Source organism: Actinophytocola sp. (assembly GCF_036555685.1).
Classification (GTDB): Bacteria; Actinomycetota; Actinomycetes; order Mycobacteriales; family Pseudonocardiaceae; genus Actinophytocola.
This window is the reverse complement of the sequence record NZ_DATBKY010000196.1, coordinates 1-16,047: the sequence shown is the minus strand read 5'-3', so window position 1 is coordinate 16,047 and position 16,047 is coordinate 1. Positions and strand designations below refer to the sequence as shown.

Here is a 16,047-nt window from a genome sequence, read left to right as displayed (position 1 = left end):
CCATGCGTTGTGTCGTCTTCGGCGCCACCGGGTACATCGGCGGCCGGCTGGTCCCCGAGCTGCTCCGCGCCGGCCACGCAGTCCGCGCGGCGGTCCGCGACCCGGGCAAGCTCGCCGACACCCCCTGGAGGTCCGACGCGGACGTCGCGACCGCGGACGTCACCGATCCGGCGAGCGTGGCAGCCGCCGTCGACGGTCAGGAGGTCGTGTACTACCTCGTGCATTCGTTGCACCACAAGGACTTCGTGCGAGTGGACCGGCAGGCCGCACACGCCGTCGCCCGCGCGGCCGCCGCGGCCGGGGTACGCCGGATCGTCTACCTCGGCGGCATCACCCCGGCCGGGCAGCGGCTGTCGCCCCACCTCGCTTCGCGTGCGGAAGTGGGTGAAATTCTGCTCGGCTCCGGCGTGCCGACCGTCGCGCTGCGGGCCGGGGTGATCATCGGCTCCGGCTCCGCGAGCTTCGAGATGCTTCGCTACCTGACCGAACGGCTGCCTGCGATGGTCACCCCGCGCTGGGTGCACAACCGGATCCAGCCGATCGCGGTGCGCGACGTCCTGCACTACCTCACACACGCGGCGGAGCTGCCCGCCGAGATCAACCGCACCTTCGACATCGGCGGCCCGGACGTGCTCACCTACCTCGACATGATGCGCCGGTACGCGGTCGTGGCCGGCCTGCCCCGGCGGGTCGTCGTGCCCGTGCCGGTACTCACCCCATGGCTGTCCGCGCAGTGGGTCAACCTCGTCACGCCGGTGCCGCGCAGCATCGCGGTGCCGCTGATCGAGTCGCTGGTCCACGAGGTCGTCTGCGGCGAGCACGACATCGACGAGCATGTCGGCAAACCACCGGGCGGGCTCACCCGTTACGAGGGCGCGATCGAGCTGGCCCTGGCCCACATCCGCAACGCGGACGTGCCCACCCGGTGGTCGGACGCGGGCGAGCCGTCCGACCCGCTGCCCACTGACCCGGAGTGGTCCGGCGGCTCCCTGTACGAGGACATCCGCGAGCTGCGCACCACCGCCGACCCGGACACCGTGTGGCAGGTGATCGAGTCCATCGGCGGCGAGCACGGCTGGTACTCATTCCCGCTGGCGTGGTCGGTGCGCGGGTGGATCGACCGGCTCACCGGCGGAGTCGGCCTGCGCCGGGGCCGCCGCGACCCGCGCCGCCTGCACACCGGCGAGGCGCTCGACTGGTGGCGGGTCGAGCACCTGGACCGGCCGCACCTGCTGCGTCTGCGAGCCGAGATGCGGCTGCCCGGCCGGGCGTGGTTAGAGCTGTCGACCGCGCCCGACGGTGCCGGCGGTTCGGTCTACCGGCAGCGCGCCGTGTTCGAGCCGCACGGGCTGGCCGGCCATGCCTACTGGCGGGCCGTCTCCCCGTTCCACGGGATCGTGTTCGGTGGGATGGCGCGCAACATCACCGGAGCCGCGCAGCACGAGCGGCGGTGAGCCCGACGACCACGCGTGGCACGCAGGGAAAGTCGGAAGCCTGGGCCAGCTCTACCCAGCGGGCTCCGATCGGATCTTCCCTACAAGCCGCCGAGAACGTCGTGGACGTGACGTCGAATCTGCGTGTGATCAGCGATAGGTCAATCTTGCACATATCCGCTCGCCTGGAGACGGAACAGGGTGGCGTAGCGGCCGCCGCGGGCCATGAGCTCGGCGTGGTTGCCGGTCTCGACTACGGTCCCACCGGCCAGCACGACGATGCCGTCGGCGTCGCGGATGGTATTGAGGCGGTGGGAGATCAGCAAGCTCGTGCGGCCGGAGCGCAGCTCGCGCAGGCGCTCGTGCAGCTCGTGCTCGGCCTCGGCGTCGAGACCGGAGCTCGGCTCGTCCATGATGACCAGGGCGCTGTCCCGGCGGAACATGGCCCGGGCTAGAGCAAGGCGCTGCCACTGGCCGCCGGACAGCACGACACCGGTGACCGGGTCGGCTTCGGTTTCCGCGCTCATGTAGACCCGGGTAAGCATCGTGTCGTAGCCGCGCGGCAGCGCGTCGAGGTCTGGGGCGACCCCGGCCCATGTGGCCGCCTGGGCGATGCGGTTCCGGTCTGCCAGCCCGGACACGTCGCCGACAGCGATGTTGTCCGCCGCGGACAGCTCGTAGTGCATGAAGTCCTGGAACACCGCACCGATCACGCGGCGCAGCTCGTCGATCGCGAGCTCCCGCAAGTCGATGCCGTCCCACAGGATGGTGCCCCGGTCGGGGTCGTAGAAGCGGCACAGCAACTTGACGATCGTGCTCTTGCCCGCGCCGTTCTGTCCCACCAGCGCCGTGGCCGAGCCCGAGGGAATGGTGAAGGAGACGCCGCGTAACGCCCACGGGAGGTCCTCGGCGTAGCGGAACCACACATCGCGGAACTCGATGCCGGTGACCAGGGCAGAGACGGAGCGGCCGGGTCCGACCACGGGCAGGTCGGGCTCCGTGTGGACGATGTGCTGGTAATGGCTGAACAGCAGCAGCGCATGATGGGCCTGCGCCCAGCCGCCGATCGCGACGCTCAATCCACCCTGCACGCCCGCGACCGCTGCGACGAAGACCGACACGTCGCCGACGCTCAGCTCGCCCCGAGCCGCAGCGCCCACCGCCCAGACGAGGCCGCCTCCGGCGATCAGCGCGCCGAGAGCACCGAGCAGGCCCAGTGTGCGCAGCTCGCGCCGGTCGGCCGCGCGGTGTCCGGCGTCGACGCGGCGAAGCTCACCGACCATCCGGGCAGCGAAGAGGCTGTCGAGACCATAGAGCCGGACCTCCTTCACCGCCTCGACGCTTGCGATCAGCTGGGCGTAGAAGTGCTCACGCCGTGCGGCATGTCCCAGCTCAGCGATCATCCGCGCGCGGTCGCGGCTCAGCGCCAGCTCAGCATGCAGAGTCGGCACCGCGGCCGCGAGCACGACCAGCAGCATCCATGGGTTGATCACGGTCAGAGTGACCAGGAAGCCGGCTGCCATCGCGATCCCCTGGAGCACGCCGATGGTGCTGGTCAGTACCTCGGCGGGGCCGGCGGGACCGACCTCGGTGGCCAAGGACAGCCGGGTCTGGAAATCGTGGTCCTCATGCCGGGCCAGACCGCGCAGCTTGCCGACTGCTCCGTAGAGCCGTTGGCGCGTCACGAGGGTGAACGCCCGGCGCAGCTCGGCATCGACGTACTGGACCACCTGTGGCAGCGCGGCGGTCGCCACGCCGCCCAGCACCAGCCCACCTATCGCCGTCCACAACGGACCATTTCCGGTGACGAGTCCGTCCAGCACGACCTTCATCAGCCACGCCATGGTCGAGGGGACGGCGGCGGTCAGCAGACCGACTGCGATCCGCAGGAGCAGCAGCGGGCGGGCGACCTCCCATGCGATGGCGAGCGCGGGCCGCAACAGCCGTTCGTGGCGCTCGGTCACGGGGCCGCCGCGTCCGGGATCCCGTCGAGCGCGAAGTGGCTGGCCACCACCCGGTCGCCGTCCAGCAGCGCGAAGGCGGGGAACCCGTCTACGCCGAACGCCCTGGCGACCGGACCGGCCGTGCTCTCGACGACGACACGTGCCACCGGCGTCAGCCGAGCCCGCAGCTCGCCGGCGGCGTCTCCGGCGCCCACCACGACGGCCAGCACCCGATCACGCCCGCCGGGGGTCAGCCGTGCACGAGCGACGAATGACGGCAGCGACTCCGCGCACGCCGGACAGGTGTGCGACAAGAAGCCGACAAGGGTGTGGCCGCGTAGGTCCGCGGCGCTCACCCGGTCGCCGGTGGTCGTGGCCGCGACGAAGTCGCCGACCCGCTCCCCGGCCACCCGCATGATCGGCTTCGGGTTGGCGATTCCTTCGATGCTCATCCGCATCAGCTCGTTCTGCGCCCGTACGCGGCGCACCAGGCCCAGCGTCAGCACCAGGTTGGCTAGGCCGAGAGCACCGAGCACGATCAACACGACACCGAGCTCCGACACCGGTCCTCCCGCTACTCGACGCCAGGCAGGGTAGGCCCGAACAGCCACACCAGCTCGTCGAGGTGCACCACGAGCAGGGCTGTCGCGGTGCCGACAACCATACCGGCGGCCAACCGGACGAAGCCGCCGCCGACCGCCTGCGAACCCAGCGCCACCGCGATCAGGCCCCCCAGGGACACGGCGATCAGAACGCCGTTGCGGATTAGGTCGACGGCGCCCGGCGGGGCGCCACGCGCGCCGAAGCAATGACACGGCTCAGTGACACCGCGAGCGATCATGGACCTGATCGCCACCGTGAACACGCCGAGCAGTACGGCCGAGGCGACGAACCCGGCCAGCGCCACGGACGGCGACCAGAGGCCGGCGACGGCGGCAAGCGCTACGGCCAGTTCCGCGGCGACCACCGCTGGGGCGAGCGCCCTCGCCCGCAGCGGCGGGATACCCAGTGTCGCCGGCATTGAACGCCTGAACGCCGCGAGGTCGGACAGCTTCGCGGCCGCCGAGACGGCGAAGGTCACCGCGACCGTCGCTGCGAGTGCCGCCGCGAGCATCAGTACCCGATCTGGGTGACGTCCCCGCGGCGAAACGGCTGTCCGGCCATGAGCAGCTCCGCCAGGCAGTCGCTCATCGCCAGCCCGAGGTCATGCTGCATCCAGATGAACTGCCCGTTCGGGTTGACCTCGAGGAAGACGTACTCCCCGTCGGGGGTCACGATGAAGTCGATGGCGCCGTACACGAGACCGAGCTCGGCCATCAGCGCCTGGACGTTCTTCGCGACCTCGTCCGGCAGCGGCCCATAGGGCCCGTAGGGCAACTTCTCCGCGCCGCGCCAGTCGACGCTGGTCGAGTCCTCGTTCTGGGAGCTGATGACCACCGGGAAGAAGGTATTGCCGATTACGGTCAAGCGGATCTCGTACGCCTTGGGGATGTACTCCTGGAACGTGCAGATGGTGTGCCGGACCCGTCCGAGGTGCTCCCCGATCTCGTCGCCGACAATCGCGGTGAGCAGGCCGCCGGGAAACGCGCCGGGATAGTGGACGACCCCACCGGTCAGCGCCTTGTAGACGATGCGTCCGTCGAACCCGGCGATCAGGGCCGCGACCTCGTCCGGGTCGTTGGTCATCAGCGTGCGTGGCGTGCGGAAGCCCAACCGCTTCGCCACCTTCATGTGATACGGCTTGAGTTCGGCTGTTCCATCCAGGTCGGGGCGGTTCACCCACAGGCAGTCGGTGGCGCGGAGGATGCCTCCGACACCGTGCAGCGCCTCGCTGCGGGCGAACTGGGCCTCCGCCTCGCCCATCGCCGCGTCGAACTCGAACGCGGTCGGGCGCCTGTACCAGACGCCCGCGACCGCGTCGAGGTCGACGACCCGGTCGCGATGACGCAGCTGTCGCCGCTCCTCACCGAAGTCGGACACCGTCAGGCTGAGCCGCTGCGGGAAGTAGCTCAGGTCGACGCGCACGATATCGGCGCCTCGCTCGCGCAGGCTGACCACCACGGGGTCCGCCGTCGGGTCGAAGTCCTGCGTGACGATGAGGACGGTCGGGTCTGCGTGCGTCATCGCGGCGACCTACTGGCAGGCGTCGTCGGTGACACAGTCACCGCAGCCGGAGCCGGAGGTGCGGGTCTTGGTGTAAACCCCCATGGTCGGCGCGCCATCCGGGGTGATCCAGACCTGGAGATCCTCGTCGTAGTGGCCCGCCTCGATCGTCGTGTCGGGCTCCACGTCGAGGTTCCACGTCGAGTAGAGGTAACCCAGGGGCATGCCCTGCTTGGTGATCTCCACGTCGTCGGGGACGATATGGCCGTCAATCATCGACCTGGACGTGCGTAACGGGTTCTTCGTCAGTACTGGAGCGGACATCTGTGACCTCCATCTGTTCCCCGGGAGTGTCGCTCTCGGGCGTCATGGGAGTGGTGATGCCGACGATGCCGGTGACCTCACCTGTGAAGGACCACACCAGGTTGGCCTCGTCGTAATGGCCGGCATCCAGCCGGACGTCACGGTCCGGCTCGTACCGGTTCACGGTCTCGAACAGGTATGCCAACGGAGCGAATGGGCTCACCCGTCGTCGCGCCCGGTCTGCGGGCAGCACCGAACGAACGACCATCATCGTCCCGCCCTCCAGTTCCGGGCGATCCAGTCGCAGGAACGTCGGCGAGGCGGTCGTCATGCGTTGTCATGCTGCCCGAGCGAGGGCCACTCGGACAATCGGCCAGATGGGGACCGTCGTGCGGTCTCGTAGGCCGCGCATCCGGAGATCGTGTCGGTCGAACCCTCGGCGAAGCGCAGCTGATGCGCCGGATCGCGCGACGAGCTGGTCGGGGTGAGGTACAGGACGAAGCGAGGGTGGGCGGCGAGCCACCGTTCCATCGCCGGGTCTTGTGGGCGGACGCGTTGCCCGGCACCACTTTGTACGTCCGGGCCGGGGGAGTCTCCCGGTCGAGGGTGTCAGTGGCCACGCCGCTCTATCAACCACCACCATCATCTCGATAACGAGTCTTGTTGTGACCGAGTCGCGGCTAGTTGGATATTTCGGGCACGATGGCCGTCGGCCATCGCTCGTTGCTGGTGGTGGGTAAGTTCGTGTTCCTGACCGTTCTATGGTCATGTGTCGACGAGTGAGTTCCAGGGCGCGCGGAATTACACGCCACGGCGCCCGTCGTAGGCACTTCGGCTCCCTACCTTCGCACGCGGTGCGCGCGTCGGTGCTGGTGGCCGGTAACGAGCCGAGCGGTCCGCTGCGAAATAGCTGGTTCTCCACGCCGGCGATTGCCGGCGTGGAGAACCAGCTTGGAGTGGACAATGGGTCGATTACGTAGGATCGCGATCGGATTGGCCGTCGTGGCGATCGCGACCGTCGGTGTTGGTGGAGCCGCTTCCACGGCCGGCGCCGTGGGCACCGCGCACGGGCCGGACAGTTCCGTACAGCGGGGCGTTCCCGACGCGATCAAGGTCCCCGACGGCAACACCCGGATCGCGGCCATGCCGGCCCGCGGTGTGCAAACCCACCGATGTACCGCCGGCACGTGGACGTTCCTTCAGCCCGACGCCATCCTGCGCCATCACGGCCGTCCCCAGGTGCTGCACACGGTAGGTCCGGTGTGGACTTCCGTCGTCGACGGCAGCTCGGTGACCGCTACGGCGCAGGCGAGCTCACCGGTGCCGAACGCCATCCCACAGCTGCTGCTCAAGTCGGCCAGCAACCGTGGGCCGGGACTGCTCAGCGCCGTCACCTACATCCAGCGCCTGAACACGACCGGCGGCCTCGCGCCTACGGGCACCTGCAGCGAGGGCACGACCGCGTCGGTTCCGTACACCGCGCGCTACACGTTCTGGGTCGCGGACGCCGACTGATCCGCGAAGCGGACTCGGGGTACGGCTCACGCGCGGCCTCGCCCCGTGAGCCGTACCCGAGTGGGCATCTGTAACCGGTCGCGATCGGCCGTGGCGGCGCCGCACATCATGCCTTGTTCCAACCCTGCGTCCCGCGCGCCGCGAATGGCCACCGCAACCCGGAGACGAGCGTGAACAATGCCAGCCCACCCATCGCGACAGGCAGCCCGACACGGATCGCCCGCCGCCGGTCGACCCGGTCGAAATGGCGGCCGGGCAGGGTGGTCCGGTTTCGTCGGTCCACTCCGGACAGGATCGTACGGTCGCGTAAGCCGGCGCATCCGGTAATCGTCGATGTGGAGACATTCACCGCGGCGCAGTTGCTGCGCCGGTGGCGCGGTGCCGGAGGACTGGCCTCAAGCCGGCGGCTCGAACACGGACCGAAGGCGACGAAGCGCGTCTACCCGTTCAGCCAGCGAGTGGCAGAGTGTCCAAGAGCGAGTTTGCCGGCGGTACCGTCGGCCGCCGATGATCGGCCAGTTAGTCGCAATCGGCGGCCGCGCCATCGGCTTCTACTCAGCTGCGAACGGACATGGCGATCGGTGGTTGGCCGAGCTTCTACTCGGCGTCCGCGCGAAGCCGCTCACCGCCGTGGACGCGTGAGGTCGTCGGGTCAACCGCGCGGGCGACGGTGCTCCACTATCCGACGCCGCCAATGCCCGACACCGAGCAGACTGCCGACCAGTAGTGCGCCCAGCCAGAACACGACAGCGGACGCCAGCGCGATACCAGCGAGCATCAACGCGACCGCGAGCCAGAGCACGACGGCAGACCTCCAACGACGCTTTCCCGGCGTTGTCGCTCCCCATTCGTCGAACGACGCCACCAGCTCCGGCGCATCGGCGCTAAGCGCGCTCTCCATCCCTCTCAGAACGACACGGTCGTGTCTGCTGAGCATCGTGGCCTCCGTTCCTCCGCGTACGTCAACGACCGGCAAGCAGCAGCCGGCACTTCGGCTGCTTTCCGCACAAACGGGTTGCAGCATCGGCCCGGTCTCCACTCAGGACGGTGATGGGTGTGGTCGGCCAATTCCGCTTCGCGGGCTTCATTGCCGGCGACGAGTACGTCGTCGCTGGCTCGACGTAGCGAAGCACGCTGCGCTCGTGCTGTCCACACTGGATCTTCGTTGGCGGAGAGATCGTTCTTCCTGATCAGGTAGCGGCAAGTCATGACGACCGCGCCAATCTGCCGTCACTCGCGGCAGATGAAGCTTGACGGCTCGTCAACCTCGACGAGGCACCTCCCTCTCCTTCCCGGGCCACACAAAGGCCACGGCTACGTCGTGCCGTTCCGCCTGGGCAGTGCCCAATGGGACCGGTGCCGAATCAGCTGAGTACCTTCGATTTGGCCTGCTCGTAATCCTCGTCGGAGATCGCACCCCGGTCGTGCAGGTCGGCCAGCTTGGTCAGCTCGTCCGCGGTGCTCACCGGGCTGGAGGCCGCGACCTCCTGGATGTACTGCCGCGATCGCTCCTCGTTCCGCTGGGCTTGCGCCCGCGCACGCTCGTTCATCGACCTGCCCCGGACGATCAGGTAAACCAAAGCGCCCAGCCAAGGCACCACGATCAGAAACAGCGTCCAGCCCGCCTTGCCCCAGCCGGACAGCTCGTGATCGCGGAAGATGTCGCTCAGGATCGTGATCAGCAGCCAAATCCAAGCGAACAAGACGAAGAACCAGAACATCGATACCATCACGTCCCACAGCGACATCGCGAGCTCCTCACCGGGCCGGCACTCGGCGCCTGGCGACGCGAGGAAGTGACCCTGTGATCAGCCTCCACTGGGCGAACTCCGGAGACCTCATTCGCCGGGGGTGACATCCGAAATCACAGGGCGATTCGGTGGAGGGTCAGCTCCTCCTGGTAGTACGCCATCACGTGGTCGTCCGTGGGGCGGCGGTACGCCACCTTGCCGCGGCCGGTCAGGGTGCCCACCTTGGCGCCGTCGGCGTCGAGCAGGACGGAGTCGTGGGTGTCGGACTCGCCGACCTCCGGCGCGTCGGGAGTGCCCCCATACCGGAGGCTGACCTGCTAGGCGAGCTCGATGAGCGCGATGCTTTCCGTCATCTGATTCCTCATTCGCGTCGTGTGCTCCAACGGGATACATCGGAAAGGCTGGAATATCGCGCTAAAGCGCCGCTAAGCCGCGCCCTCAGGCGATGACGTGCGGCAACACCTCGGTGACGAACCGGTCGTGGCAGGCCGGCACCGCCGCGCCGTCCACCTCCACGCCGAGGGACGGGCCGACCACGTGCAGCCGGTCGACGCCGAGCGCGATGCTCCTCCAAGAGGAAAGAACGGACGTCGCTCGTCGTCATCGCCGCTATCCCTTCGCGGCGGCGCCCGCGGGCTTGCGCGGGAGCAGCAGAGCGGTGAACGCGGCCAGAGCCAGCAACACGGCTCCGACGATGAACGCGATGCGGAAGCCGTCGGTCAGCGCGATGGCCGCCGACGTCCCGGATTCCAGTTTCTGTTTGGTGTAGCCGGCGGCGAAGGCGGCCACGATGGACAGGCCGAGCGCGCCGCCGGTGATCCGCGAGACGTTGATCAGGCCCGACGCCACGCCCCGGCCGTCGGCGGGGACGCCGGTGACGGCGGCCAGCGACAGCGGCAGGAAGGTCAATGCCATACCGACGCCGATGACGATCGTCGGGCCGAGGATGTTCACGAGGAAGCTCCCGTCGGTCCCGGCGAACGCGAGCAGGCCCATGCCGACCGCCGCGATGATCGCCCCAACCAGCACGACCGCGCGCACGCCGTAGGTGCCGACTAGCTTGGGCGTCAGCTTCGCGAAACCCATCAGCACCAGGCTGAGCGGCACGTAGGCCAGCCCTGTCTGCAGCGAGTTGTAGTGGAGCACTTCCTGCTGGTACAGCGTGGCGATGTAAAACAGGACGAACATGCCGCTACCGACCAGGGCCTGTGTGGCGTTGGCCCCTGTGACGGTGGGGATCTTGAACAGTGACAGCGGCAGCAACGGGTCCTTGGCCACGCGGCCCTCGTGCAGCACGAGGTAGCCCAGCAGCACGACGCCGATGACCAACGGCACGATGGTGCTCGCCGCGCCCCAGCCCGCCTGGCTCGCCTGGACGATGCCGAGCACGACCAGTGTCATGCCGGCTGTGGCGATGATGGCGCCGAGGAGGTCGAAGGGGCGGCGCCGTGTGTTGGCCGGATCCCGCTCGAGCCAGACCACCGCACCGACGATGACCGCGATCGTCACCGGCACGTTGATAAGAAAGATCCACCGCCAGCCGGGCCCGGTGGTCAGCAGCCCGCCGAGGATCAAGCCGACGACACCGCTGACACCGCTGATCATTCCCCAGATCGCGATCGCCTTTGCCCGCGGGCCGTCCGGGAAGATCGTGGCGAGCAGCGCCAGTGTCATCGGGCTGATGAGCGCCGCGCCGGCGCCCTGCACCCCGCGCATCACGACCAGGGTGGTGGCATCGGTCGCCAGGCCGGCGGCCAGGGAGGCCACGGTGAACAACGCGAGGCCGATCAGCAGCACCCGGCGCTTGCCGAGGATGTCACCGGCACGCCCGCACAGCAGCAGGAACCCGCCGAAGGCTACGAGGTAGCCGTTGACCACCCAGGACAGGCCCGCCTCCGAGAACCCGAGGCTCGCCTTCATCTGCGGCAGCGCGACGTTGACGATCGCGATGTCGATCGTGTCCAGGATGTGTGCGGCCGCGACAACGGCGAGCATCAGCGTGTGGCGACGTGTCCAGACGAACGTCTGCTCGGCCCGCGGTGTCGCAACCGCCTCGTCCTGTCGGCTATCGGTCATCTTCGGGCCTTCCCCCGTGCTTGTCGAACGGTCGGTAAGCAACCCACCGTAGGAAGCTTACTGAACGGTCGTCAAGTGGGGTACGCTTGTGCCGGGAGGTGAGCCCGATGGCTGTGGTGGAACGCGACGCTGCTCGCACTCGTCAGCGCATTCTGGACGTGGCCCAGAAGCTGTTCGCCGAGCGCGGCTACGCGGGGACGTCCATCGCGGACATCGCGCGCGAGCTCGGCACCAGCAAGGCGGCGCTGTACTACTACTTCACCGCCAAGGAGCAGATCCTCGGCGCGCTGATCACTGAACCCATGGCCGGCTATGCCGCGATCGCCGAGCGTGTCGAGCGGGAGAAGGTGAGTGCCGACGAGCTGCTCACGGCGCTGGTCGACCTGACCGTCGACGCGCAGACGGTGAACTCGCTGCTGAGCAACGACCCGTCCGCCACGTCGGTCATGCGGCGCCTGCACGACGTTCAGGGCTACACCGAGACGATCATCCGCTCGCTGGCCGGGCCGCGCCCGTCCGAGGCCGCCCTGGTGCGCGCTCGCGCCGCGTTCGCGGTCGCCAAACAGGGCACGTTCTGGGTGGTCCAGGCGTCGGACGGGGCGCTCTCGCCGGCGGCGCGCAAGGAGCTGGTCGCCGCCGCGCTGCGCTGCCTCGACGGATAACGCGTCACTCTCGGACCCGGTCGCCCGCCTCACGGCGTCGCCTGCCGGTCGTCCTGTTGGGACGGTCGTTCCGAGAGCGCCATCGCCAGCACGGCGAGCCCGACGAACAACACCGCGCCGCCCAGCATCGCCATCGCCACGCCGTGGGTGAACGCGGCGTACGCGCTCGTCCGGACCCGGTCCGCGGCATCGGCGACGTTGACCACCGACGCGCGCGCCGCGGCGTCGGCGAGGGCGGGTGGCGCGCCGGGCTCCGGCAGCCCCCGCAGGTACGCGGTGGCCACGACGAAGCCGCCCGCGGCCACGCCGAAGGCGCCACCGATGTGGCGCAACACGCTGACGACGCCGGGCCCGTTCGCCGCCGAGCGCTCCGGCAACGCACCCAGCGCGGTGACGAGCGCGGGAGCCTGCGGCAGCCCGGCGCCGAAGCCGCTGAGCGCCAACGCGACGACGACGAGCGGAAGTCCCGACCGCGGTGTGAGCGTCGACAGCAGCCCGAGTCGCGCGGCGAACACCAGCAGCCCGATGATCACCGTCCAGCGCACGCCGAGCCGGTGCGTCAGCCGGTTGGTGACCACTGAGCCGACGCTCGCCATCCCGGCCAGCGGCACCAGCAGCAGCGCCACGCCGAGCGCGCTGAAACCGCGCACCACCAGGAAGTACGTCGGGAGCAGGAACAGGAGCCCGGTCCACCCCAGGTTGACCAGCGAGATGGTGAGCTGCGACCAGATGAAGGTGCGGTTGTGCTGCACCGCCAGGTCGAGGAGGGGGCTCGCCGCCGCTCGCTGCCGCACGGCGAAGCCGGCCAGCATGAGGACCGCGACGATCAGGCAGACGGCGACCGGCCGGCTGCTCGGGGCGACGAGGAATCCGCCGAACAGCGCCACGGACCGCGCCGGTCGCGAGCACGATGCCCGGCAGGTCGGGCCGGCTCGTGACGGCGGTGGGGGTCTCCGGGGTCAGCCAGACGATGAACGGCAGGACCAGCACCACGATGACGGCGTCGGCGAGGAACAGCGACCCGTACCAGGAGTGGTTGAGCAGCACACCACCGGCGATCGGGCCGAACGGCGCCGCGGCGGACACCGACGCCGCGCCGATCGCGAATGCACGCCTGCGCTGGTCGGCCGCGAACATCGTCGTCGTGATGCTCACCCTGGCGGGCAGCACAGTGGCCGCGCCGAGCCCCATGGCGATCCGGGCGACGATGAAGTCCTGCGGCCCATCCCCGCGTACTGGCTGCCCTGCCGGGGAACAGGAAGGCGACCGGCACGTCCGCGACTGACCGGCCGCTGACGAGCCCGGCGGCCGGCCGTCCCTCGGCGAGGGCCGCGAGCCCGTCCAGGAGATCGTCCCGAGTGGACCCGAGGACCACCGCCCCGTTCTCGAACCGGGTGCGTGTCTCGATCAGCGAGCGGCCGATGTCGGCGGGGGAGAGGTCCGGCCGTGCCGCCACGTGTTCGCGCAGCCGGGTGGCCTGGTCGCGAACCGCCTGCTCGCCACGCGCGGTCACCACCCACGGCACGACGGGTGGCTGCTCGATGCCCGTGGCGGGGCGCTGCGTCGCGGGTCATGTTGCGGCCGCACCGCGTGTGGTTAGTGCGCGTGTCCGAGGACGATCTTGCACACTATTCATCCGTCGGGTCATCAACCGGTAGCGCTGCCCGGCTAATGCGGAATGATGGTCGCGCAGTCGGGCCCGGTCGCGGCGTTTCGCATGGCGTCGGAGACCGTCACTCCGGTGAACGGCTTCGCCGCCCGCGCGGCGGCCTGCGGCCACACCGCGCCGAGCGCCTGGCCGAGCCGGTCCTCGCCGGTGTCCGCGGGCAACGCGGCCAGGGCGCCCCGCCCGCGAACCAGCGCGTCGCGGAGCTCACCCAGCTCGTCACCGAGCTGGGTGACGGCCGCATCCCCACCCGGGACCGGTGCGTCCGGCATGGTGCGAAGCTCGCCGAGTGCGGTGTCGACCTTGCCCGCGGCGGTGTCGAGCTGGTCGTGCAGGCGCTTGCGCAACGGTCCGTCGCCCGTGGCGCTGGCCCACAACCCGTTGCGGAGGTCACCGGCGATCGTGCAGAGGTCGGTCATCCACTCCGTCGCACCGGCCGAGACCCTGAGGTCGGTGGCGGGCGACGCGGTCGGCGCCGCCTGCGTGCCCGCGCAACCCGACACGGCGACGGCGACCAACACCAACAGGCCGATGGCTGGGCGTCTCATCGCCGCCTCTTCCTCAGAATGGGACGCGGTTCCGCCCAGTCGTCCTCGTCGTCCGGTCGGAGCCGCCGGATCTCCCGCGGCGAGGGCGCGGCGGAGTCGCGGCGAGCCTGTTCGGCGAACTGCTCCGCCAGGCGTTCCTGCTCGGCTCGCTCCTCGGCCGGCAGCTCGCGGTACCACGCGGAGAACCGGCCGACCTGCTCGTCCAGCAAGGCGGCGACGCGCGGGTCGTGCAGCGCGCCGCGCAGGTTCACGCGCCCGGACAGCACCTCACGGGCCAGGTCGCGCAGTTCGGGCTGCTGGGTCTGCGCCGCGAGCTGGTCGAGGTGCTTGCGCGCGGCCGCCTTGTGCACGGGGGACAGGGTCAGGTCGGCCAGTGGGTCGAAGGGGCGAGTGTTCACAACTCCCCTTTCTGCCGGGGCCGGGCGGGTTCGGGCGCGGCGGCGGGGTGGTCGTAGTCGACCGTCGGCATCGGCAGCGGGGTGATCTCCCGCATGGTGATCTCGTCGGGCGAGGTGGCCATGCCGACGAACCCGGTGATGAGCGTCTGGGTGGTGGCGATCGCGGAGCTGGCCTCGCCCCAGAGCTTCATGATCTGCGAACACTCCCATGCCGCGACACTCCAGGAGATTCCGGCCCCGACCCCGGTCCAGGACAGCGAGGCGGCGGCCAAGACGGCGAGCCCGGCCACGAGCGCCGCATCCATGATCGCCTTGATGATGTCAGCCAGTGTCTTCGAGCACAGCCAAACGTCGCGGGCGATCTCCACGTACTTGTCGTGCAGCACGCGGAACACGTCGGCGTGGCTGTGCAACGCCTTTCCGGCATAGTCGAAGTAGTGCGCTGCCGCGTCGCCCGCCTTGCCCTGCCAGTCCGCGGCCATCCAGCGCAGCCCGTTGTCCAGGTTGTCCCCGATGTCATCTGCCGCGCCGGCGATCTGGGCCCACATGGTGCCGCACCGAGCGAAGCCCTTCCAGTCGCCGACGACGACATGGTTGACGTATTCCATCGGATTCACACCGATGGTGTCGTTGAGCACTTGGTTGATCCACCATGTGGGGCTCAGGTAGTCACCCATGGTGTTGAAGAGGACCATCGGATCGCTGAAGTCGGGTGGAGCACCGGGCTCGCTCAGGTGAGCCAACGGATCTCGGATGTCATCACCACCGGTCACCTCGACCGGTCCCTGCTGATCCGACGGCTGGATCACACCCGGCACAGGCGCCTCGAGTGGCGGGCGCGGCGACGCGGGGTAGGTGGCGTCCAGGCTCGCCGCCGAGGTCTGGTCGACCGAACGATAGTACGCCGCCGTGCGCTTGAGCTCGTCGGCGCTCGCACCGAGCTGGTGAAAGCCCTGCGCGACACTGCTCAGCATCCGATCGACGGTCTGCGTGTGCGCGCCGACCAGGTGCTGGATCCAGATCCCTTCGACGTTCCCCAGCTCGGACTCGCCACCGAGATGGACGTTGGTCAATGACAGGTTGATGCCGTTGCGTTCGACGAGCGTGGCGTAGCTGTCGAGTGCTTCGGGCCGGACGAAGTAGCCCACATGCCCCCCATGCGTGATCGTGTGCCGGTGTTAGGTTCGCACGGTGTGCGGCGCCGTGCGGGCGGAATCTGCCGGTAAGCGCCAGTTATCGCCCTATCGGAGGACATGGTGACCAGCGACGTGTGGGGGCAGCTGCGCCGTCGCGTGGCCATCTTCACCGCCGCGGGCGGTCCACTGTTCGCCGCCTACGTGATCACCCACAGCTCGACGGCGGAAGGCGCCGTGGCCGGCGTGCCACTGGCGGCCGCGGGCGCCTTCGCGATCGCCGGCCTGGCGGCTGGAACCGGCCGACGCGCGGTCGAGCTGGTGTGGATCGCGCTGGCACTGATCGTAATCGGAATACTGGCATCGATCGTGTTCGCGGTTCTCGAAGGGTGACTGCATTGCGAGCAGGCTAAAAGGGGGAGTGCGCGGCCGACCGCGAGTATCTGCCCTTCCGGACCGCGACCATGCATGACGGAACTCCACAGTTACGGTCGTCGATTCGGAGTGTCGCAACGA

Annotated in this window: 17 protein-coding genes and 2 pseudogenes; 4 read left to right on the top strand and 15 right to left on the bottom strand. The window is 69.4% G+C overall.

Going from position 1 to position 16,047, the window contains the following annotated elements:
• The first annotated feature begins 2 nt into the window (after positions 1 to 2).
• Positions 3 to 1,454, top strand: a complete 1,452-nt coding sequence (locus VH969_RS18390) for an SDR family oxidoreductase (RefSeq protein WP_331975768.1) — start codon at positions 3 to 5, stop codon at positions 1,452 to 1,454.
• A 140-nt stretch (positions 1,455 to 1,594) separates the two neighbouring features.
• On the opposite strand, the gene VH969_RS18385 is transcribed toward VH969_RS18390, so the two are convergent.
• Genes VH969_RS18385 through VH969_RS18360 form a run of 6 tightly spaced genes read right to left on the bottom strand, consistent with a single transcriptional unit; the run spans position 1,595 to position 6,113 of the window.
• The gene (locus VH969_RS18385) at positions 1,595 to 3,373 is read right to left on the bottom strand and encodes an ABC transporter ATP-binding protein (RefSeq protein ID WP_331975766.1); all 1,779 of its coding nucleotides are present in this window, start codon (positions 3,371 to 3,373) and stop codon (positions 1,595 to 1,597) included.
• A gap of 20 nt (positions 3,374 to 3,393) precedes the next feature.
• On the bottom strand, positions 3,394 to 3,939 hold the full coding sequence (locus VH969_RS18380) for a TlpA family protein disulfide reductase (RefSeq protein WP_331975764.1): 546 nt from the start codon (positions 3,937 to 3,939) through the stop codon (positions 3,394 to 3,396).
• Positions 3,940 to 3,950: 11 nt separating this feature from the next.
• On the bottom strand, positions 3,951 to 4,490 hold the full coding sequence (locus VH969_RS18375) for a MauE/DoxX family redox-associated membrane protein (protein WP_331975762.1): 540 nt from the start codon (positions 4,488 to 4,490) through the stop codon (positions 3,951 to 3,953).
• Entirely contained in the window at positions 4,490 to 5,500 is a 1,011-nt protein-coding gene (locus tag VH969_RS18370; RefSeq protein WP_331975760.1) for an MvdC/MvdD family ATP grasp protein, read from the bottom strand. The genes VH969_RS18375 and VH969_RS18370 overlap by 1 nt, the downstream gene beginning before the upstream one ends.
• Positions 5,501 to 5,509: 9 nt before the next feature.
• Entirely contained in the window at positions 5,510 to 5,755 is a 246-nt protein-coding gene (locus tag VH969_RS18365) for a hypothetical protein (protein WP_331975758.1), read from the bottom strand.
• Positions 5,748 to 6,113 (bottom strand): hypothetical protein, encoded by a 366-nt coding sequence (locus tag VH969_RS18360; protein ID WP_331975756.1) that lies wholly within the window; start codon positions 6,111 to 6,113, stop codon positions 5,748 to 5,750. The genes VH969_RS18365 and VH969_RS18360 overlap by 8 nt, the downstream gene beginning before the upstream one ends.
• Positions 6,114 to 6,835: 722 nt before the next feature.
• On the opposite strand from VH969_RS18360, the gene VH969_RS18350 reads away from it, so the two are divergent.
• Complete coding sequence (locus tag VH969_RS18350; protein WP_331975754.1) at positions 6,836 to 7,297, top strand: DUF3455 domain-containing protein; 462 nt, start codon at positions 6,836 to 6,838, stop codon at positions 7,295 to 7,297.
• 652 nt (positions 7,298 to 7,949) lie between these two features.
• On the opposite strand, the gene VH969_RS18345 is transcribed toward VH969_RS18350, so the two are convergent.
• The 4 genes and pseudogenes from VH969_RS18345 to VH969_RS18330 all read right to left on the bottom strand — a co-directional run bounded on the left by VH969_RS18345 (position 7,950) and on the right by VH969_RS18330 (position 11,124).
• Positions 7,950 to 8,234, bottom strand: coding sequence for a DUF3040 domain-containing protein (locus VH969_RS18345; protein ID WP_331975752.1), 285 nt, complete (start codon positions 8,232 to 8,234; stop codon positions 7,950 to 7,952).
• Between the two features lie 427 nt (positions 8,235 to 8,661).
• Positions 8,662 to 9,045, bottom strand: a complete 384-nt coding sequence (locus VH969_RS18340) for an SHOCT domain-containing protein (RefSeq protein ID WP_331975750.1) — start codon at positions 9,043 to 9,045, stop codon at positions 8,662 to 8,664.
• A 116-nt stretch (positions 9,046 to 9,161) separates the two neighbouring features.
• Positions 9,162 to 9,326: pseudogene (locus VH969_RS18335) on the bottom strand (allene oxide cyclase barrel-like domain-containing protein); the annotation flags it as partial.
• A 331-nt stretch (positions 9,327 to 9,657) separates the two neighbouring features.
• A complete protein-coding gene (locus VH969_RS18330; protein ID WP_331975748.1) occupies positions 9,658 to 11,124 on the bottom strand; it encodes a DHA2 family efflux MFS transporter permease subunit in 1,467 nt (488 codons plus the stop codon).
• A gap of 107 nt (positions 11,125 to 11,231) precedes the next feature.
• On the opposite strand from VH969_RS18330, the gene VH969_RS18325 reads away from it, so the two are divergent.
• A complete protein-coding gene (locus tag VH969_RS18325; protein WP_331975746.1) occupies positions 11,232 to 11,786 on the top strand; it encodes a TetR/AcrR family transcriptional regulator in 555 nt (184 codons plus the stop codon).
• Between the two features lie 29 nt (positions 11,787 to 11,815).
• Here the strand turns inward: VH969_RS18325 and VH969_RS18320 are convergent, their stop codons facing one another.
• From VH969_RS18320 to VH969_RS18300, 5 genes and pseudogenes are all read right to left on the bottom strand, one after another.
• On the bottom strand, positions 11,816 to 12,673 hold the full coding sequence (locus VH969_RS18320) for an MFS transporter (RefSeq protein ID WP_331975744.1): 858 nt from the start codon (positions 12,671 to 12,673) through the stop codon (positions 11,816 to 11,818).
• 232 nt (positions 12,674 to 12,905) lie between these two features.
• Positions 12,906 to 12,977 (bottom strand): annotated as a pseudogene (locus VH969_RS34545) (hypothetical protein); the annotation flags it as partial.
• A 477-nt stretch (positions 12,978 to 13,454) separates the two neighbouring features.
• Entirely contained in the window at positions 13,455 to 14,000 is a 546-nt protein-coding gene (locus VH969_RS18310) for a hypothetical protein (protein WP_331975740.1), read from the bottom strand.
• The gene (locus VH969_RS18305; RefSeq protein ID WP_331975738.1) at positions 13,997 to 14,398 is read right to left on the bottom strand and encodes a hypothetical protein; all 402 of its coding nucleotides are present in this window, start codon (positions 14,396 to 14,398) and stop codon (positions 13,997 to 13,999) included. Before VH969_RS18305 ends, VH969_RS18310 begins: the two co-directional genes overlap by 4 nt.
• On the bottom strand, positions 14,395 to 15,546 hold the full coding sequence (locus tag VH969_RS18300) for a hypothetical protein (protein WP_331975736.1): 1,152 nt from the start codon (positions 15,544 to 15,546) through the stop codon (positions 14,395 to 14,397). Before VH969_RS18300 ends, VH969_RS18305 begins: the two co-directional genes overlap by 4 nt.
• A 105-nt stretch (positions 15,547 to 15,651) precedes the next feature.
• On the opposite strand from VH969_RS18300, the gene VH969_RS18295 reads away from it, so the two are divergent.
• The gene (locus VH969_RS18295) at positions 15,652 to 15,924 is read left to right on the top strand and encodes a hypothetical protein (protein WP_331975734.1); all 273 of its coding nucleotides are present in this window, start codon (positions 15,652 to 15,654) and stop codon (positions 15,922 to 15,924) included.
• Positions 15,925 to 16,047 lie beyond the last annotated feature (123 nt).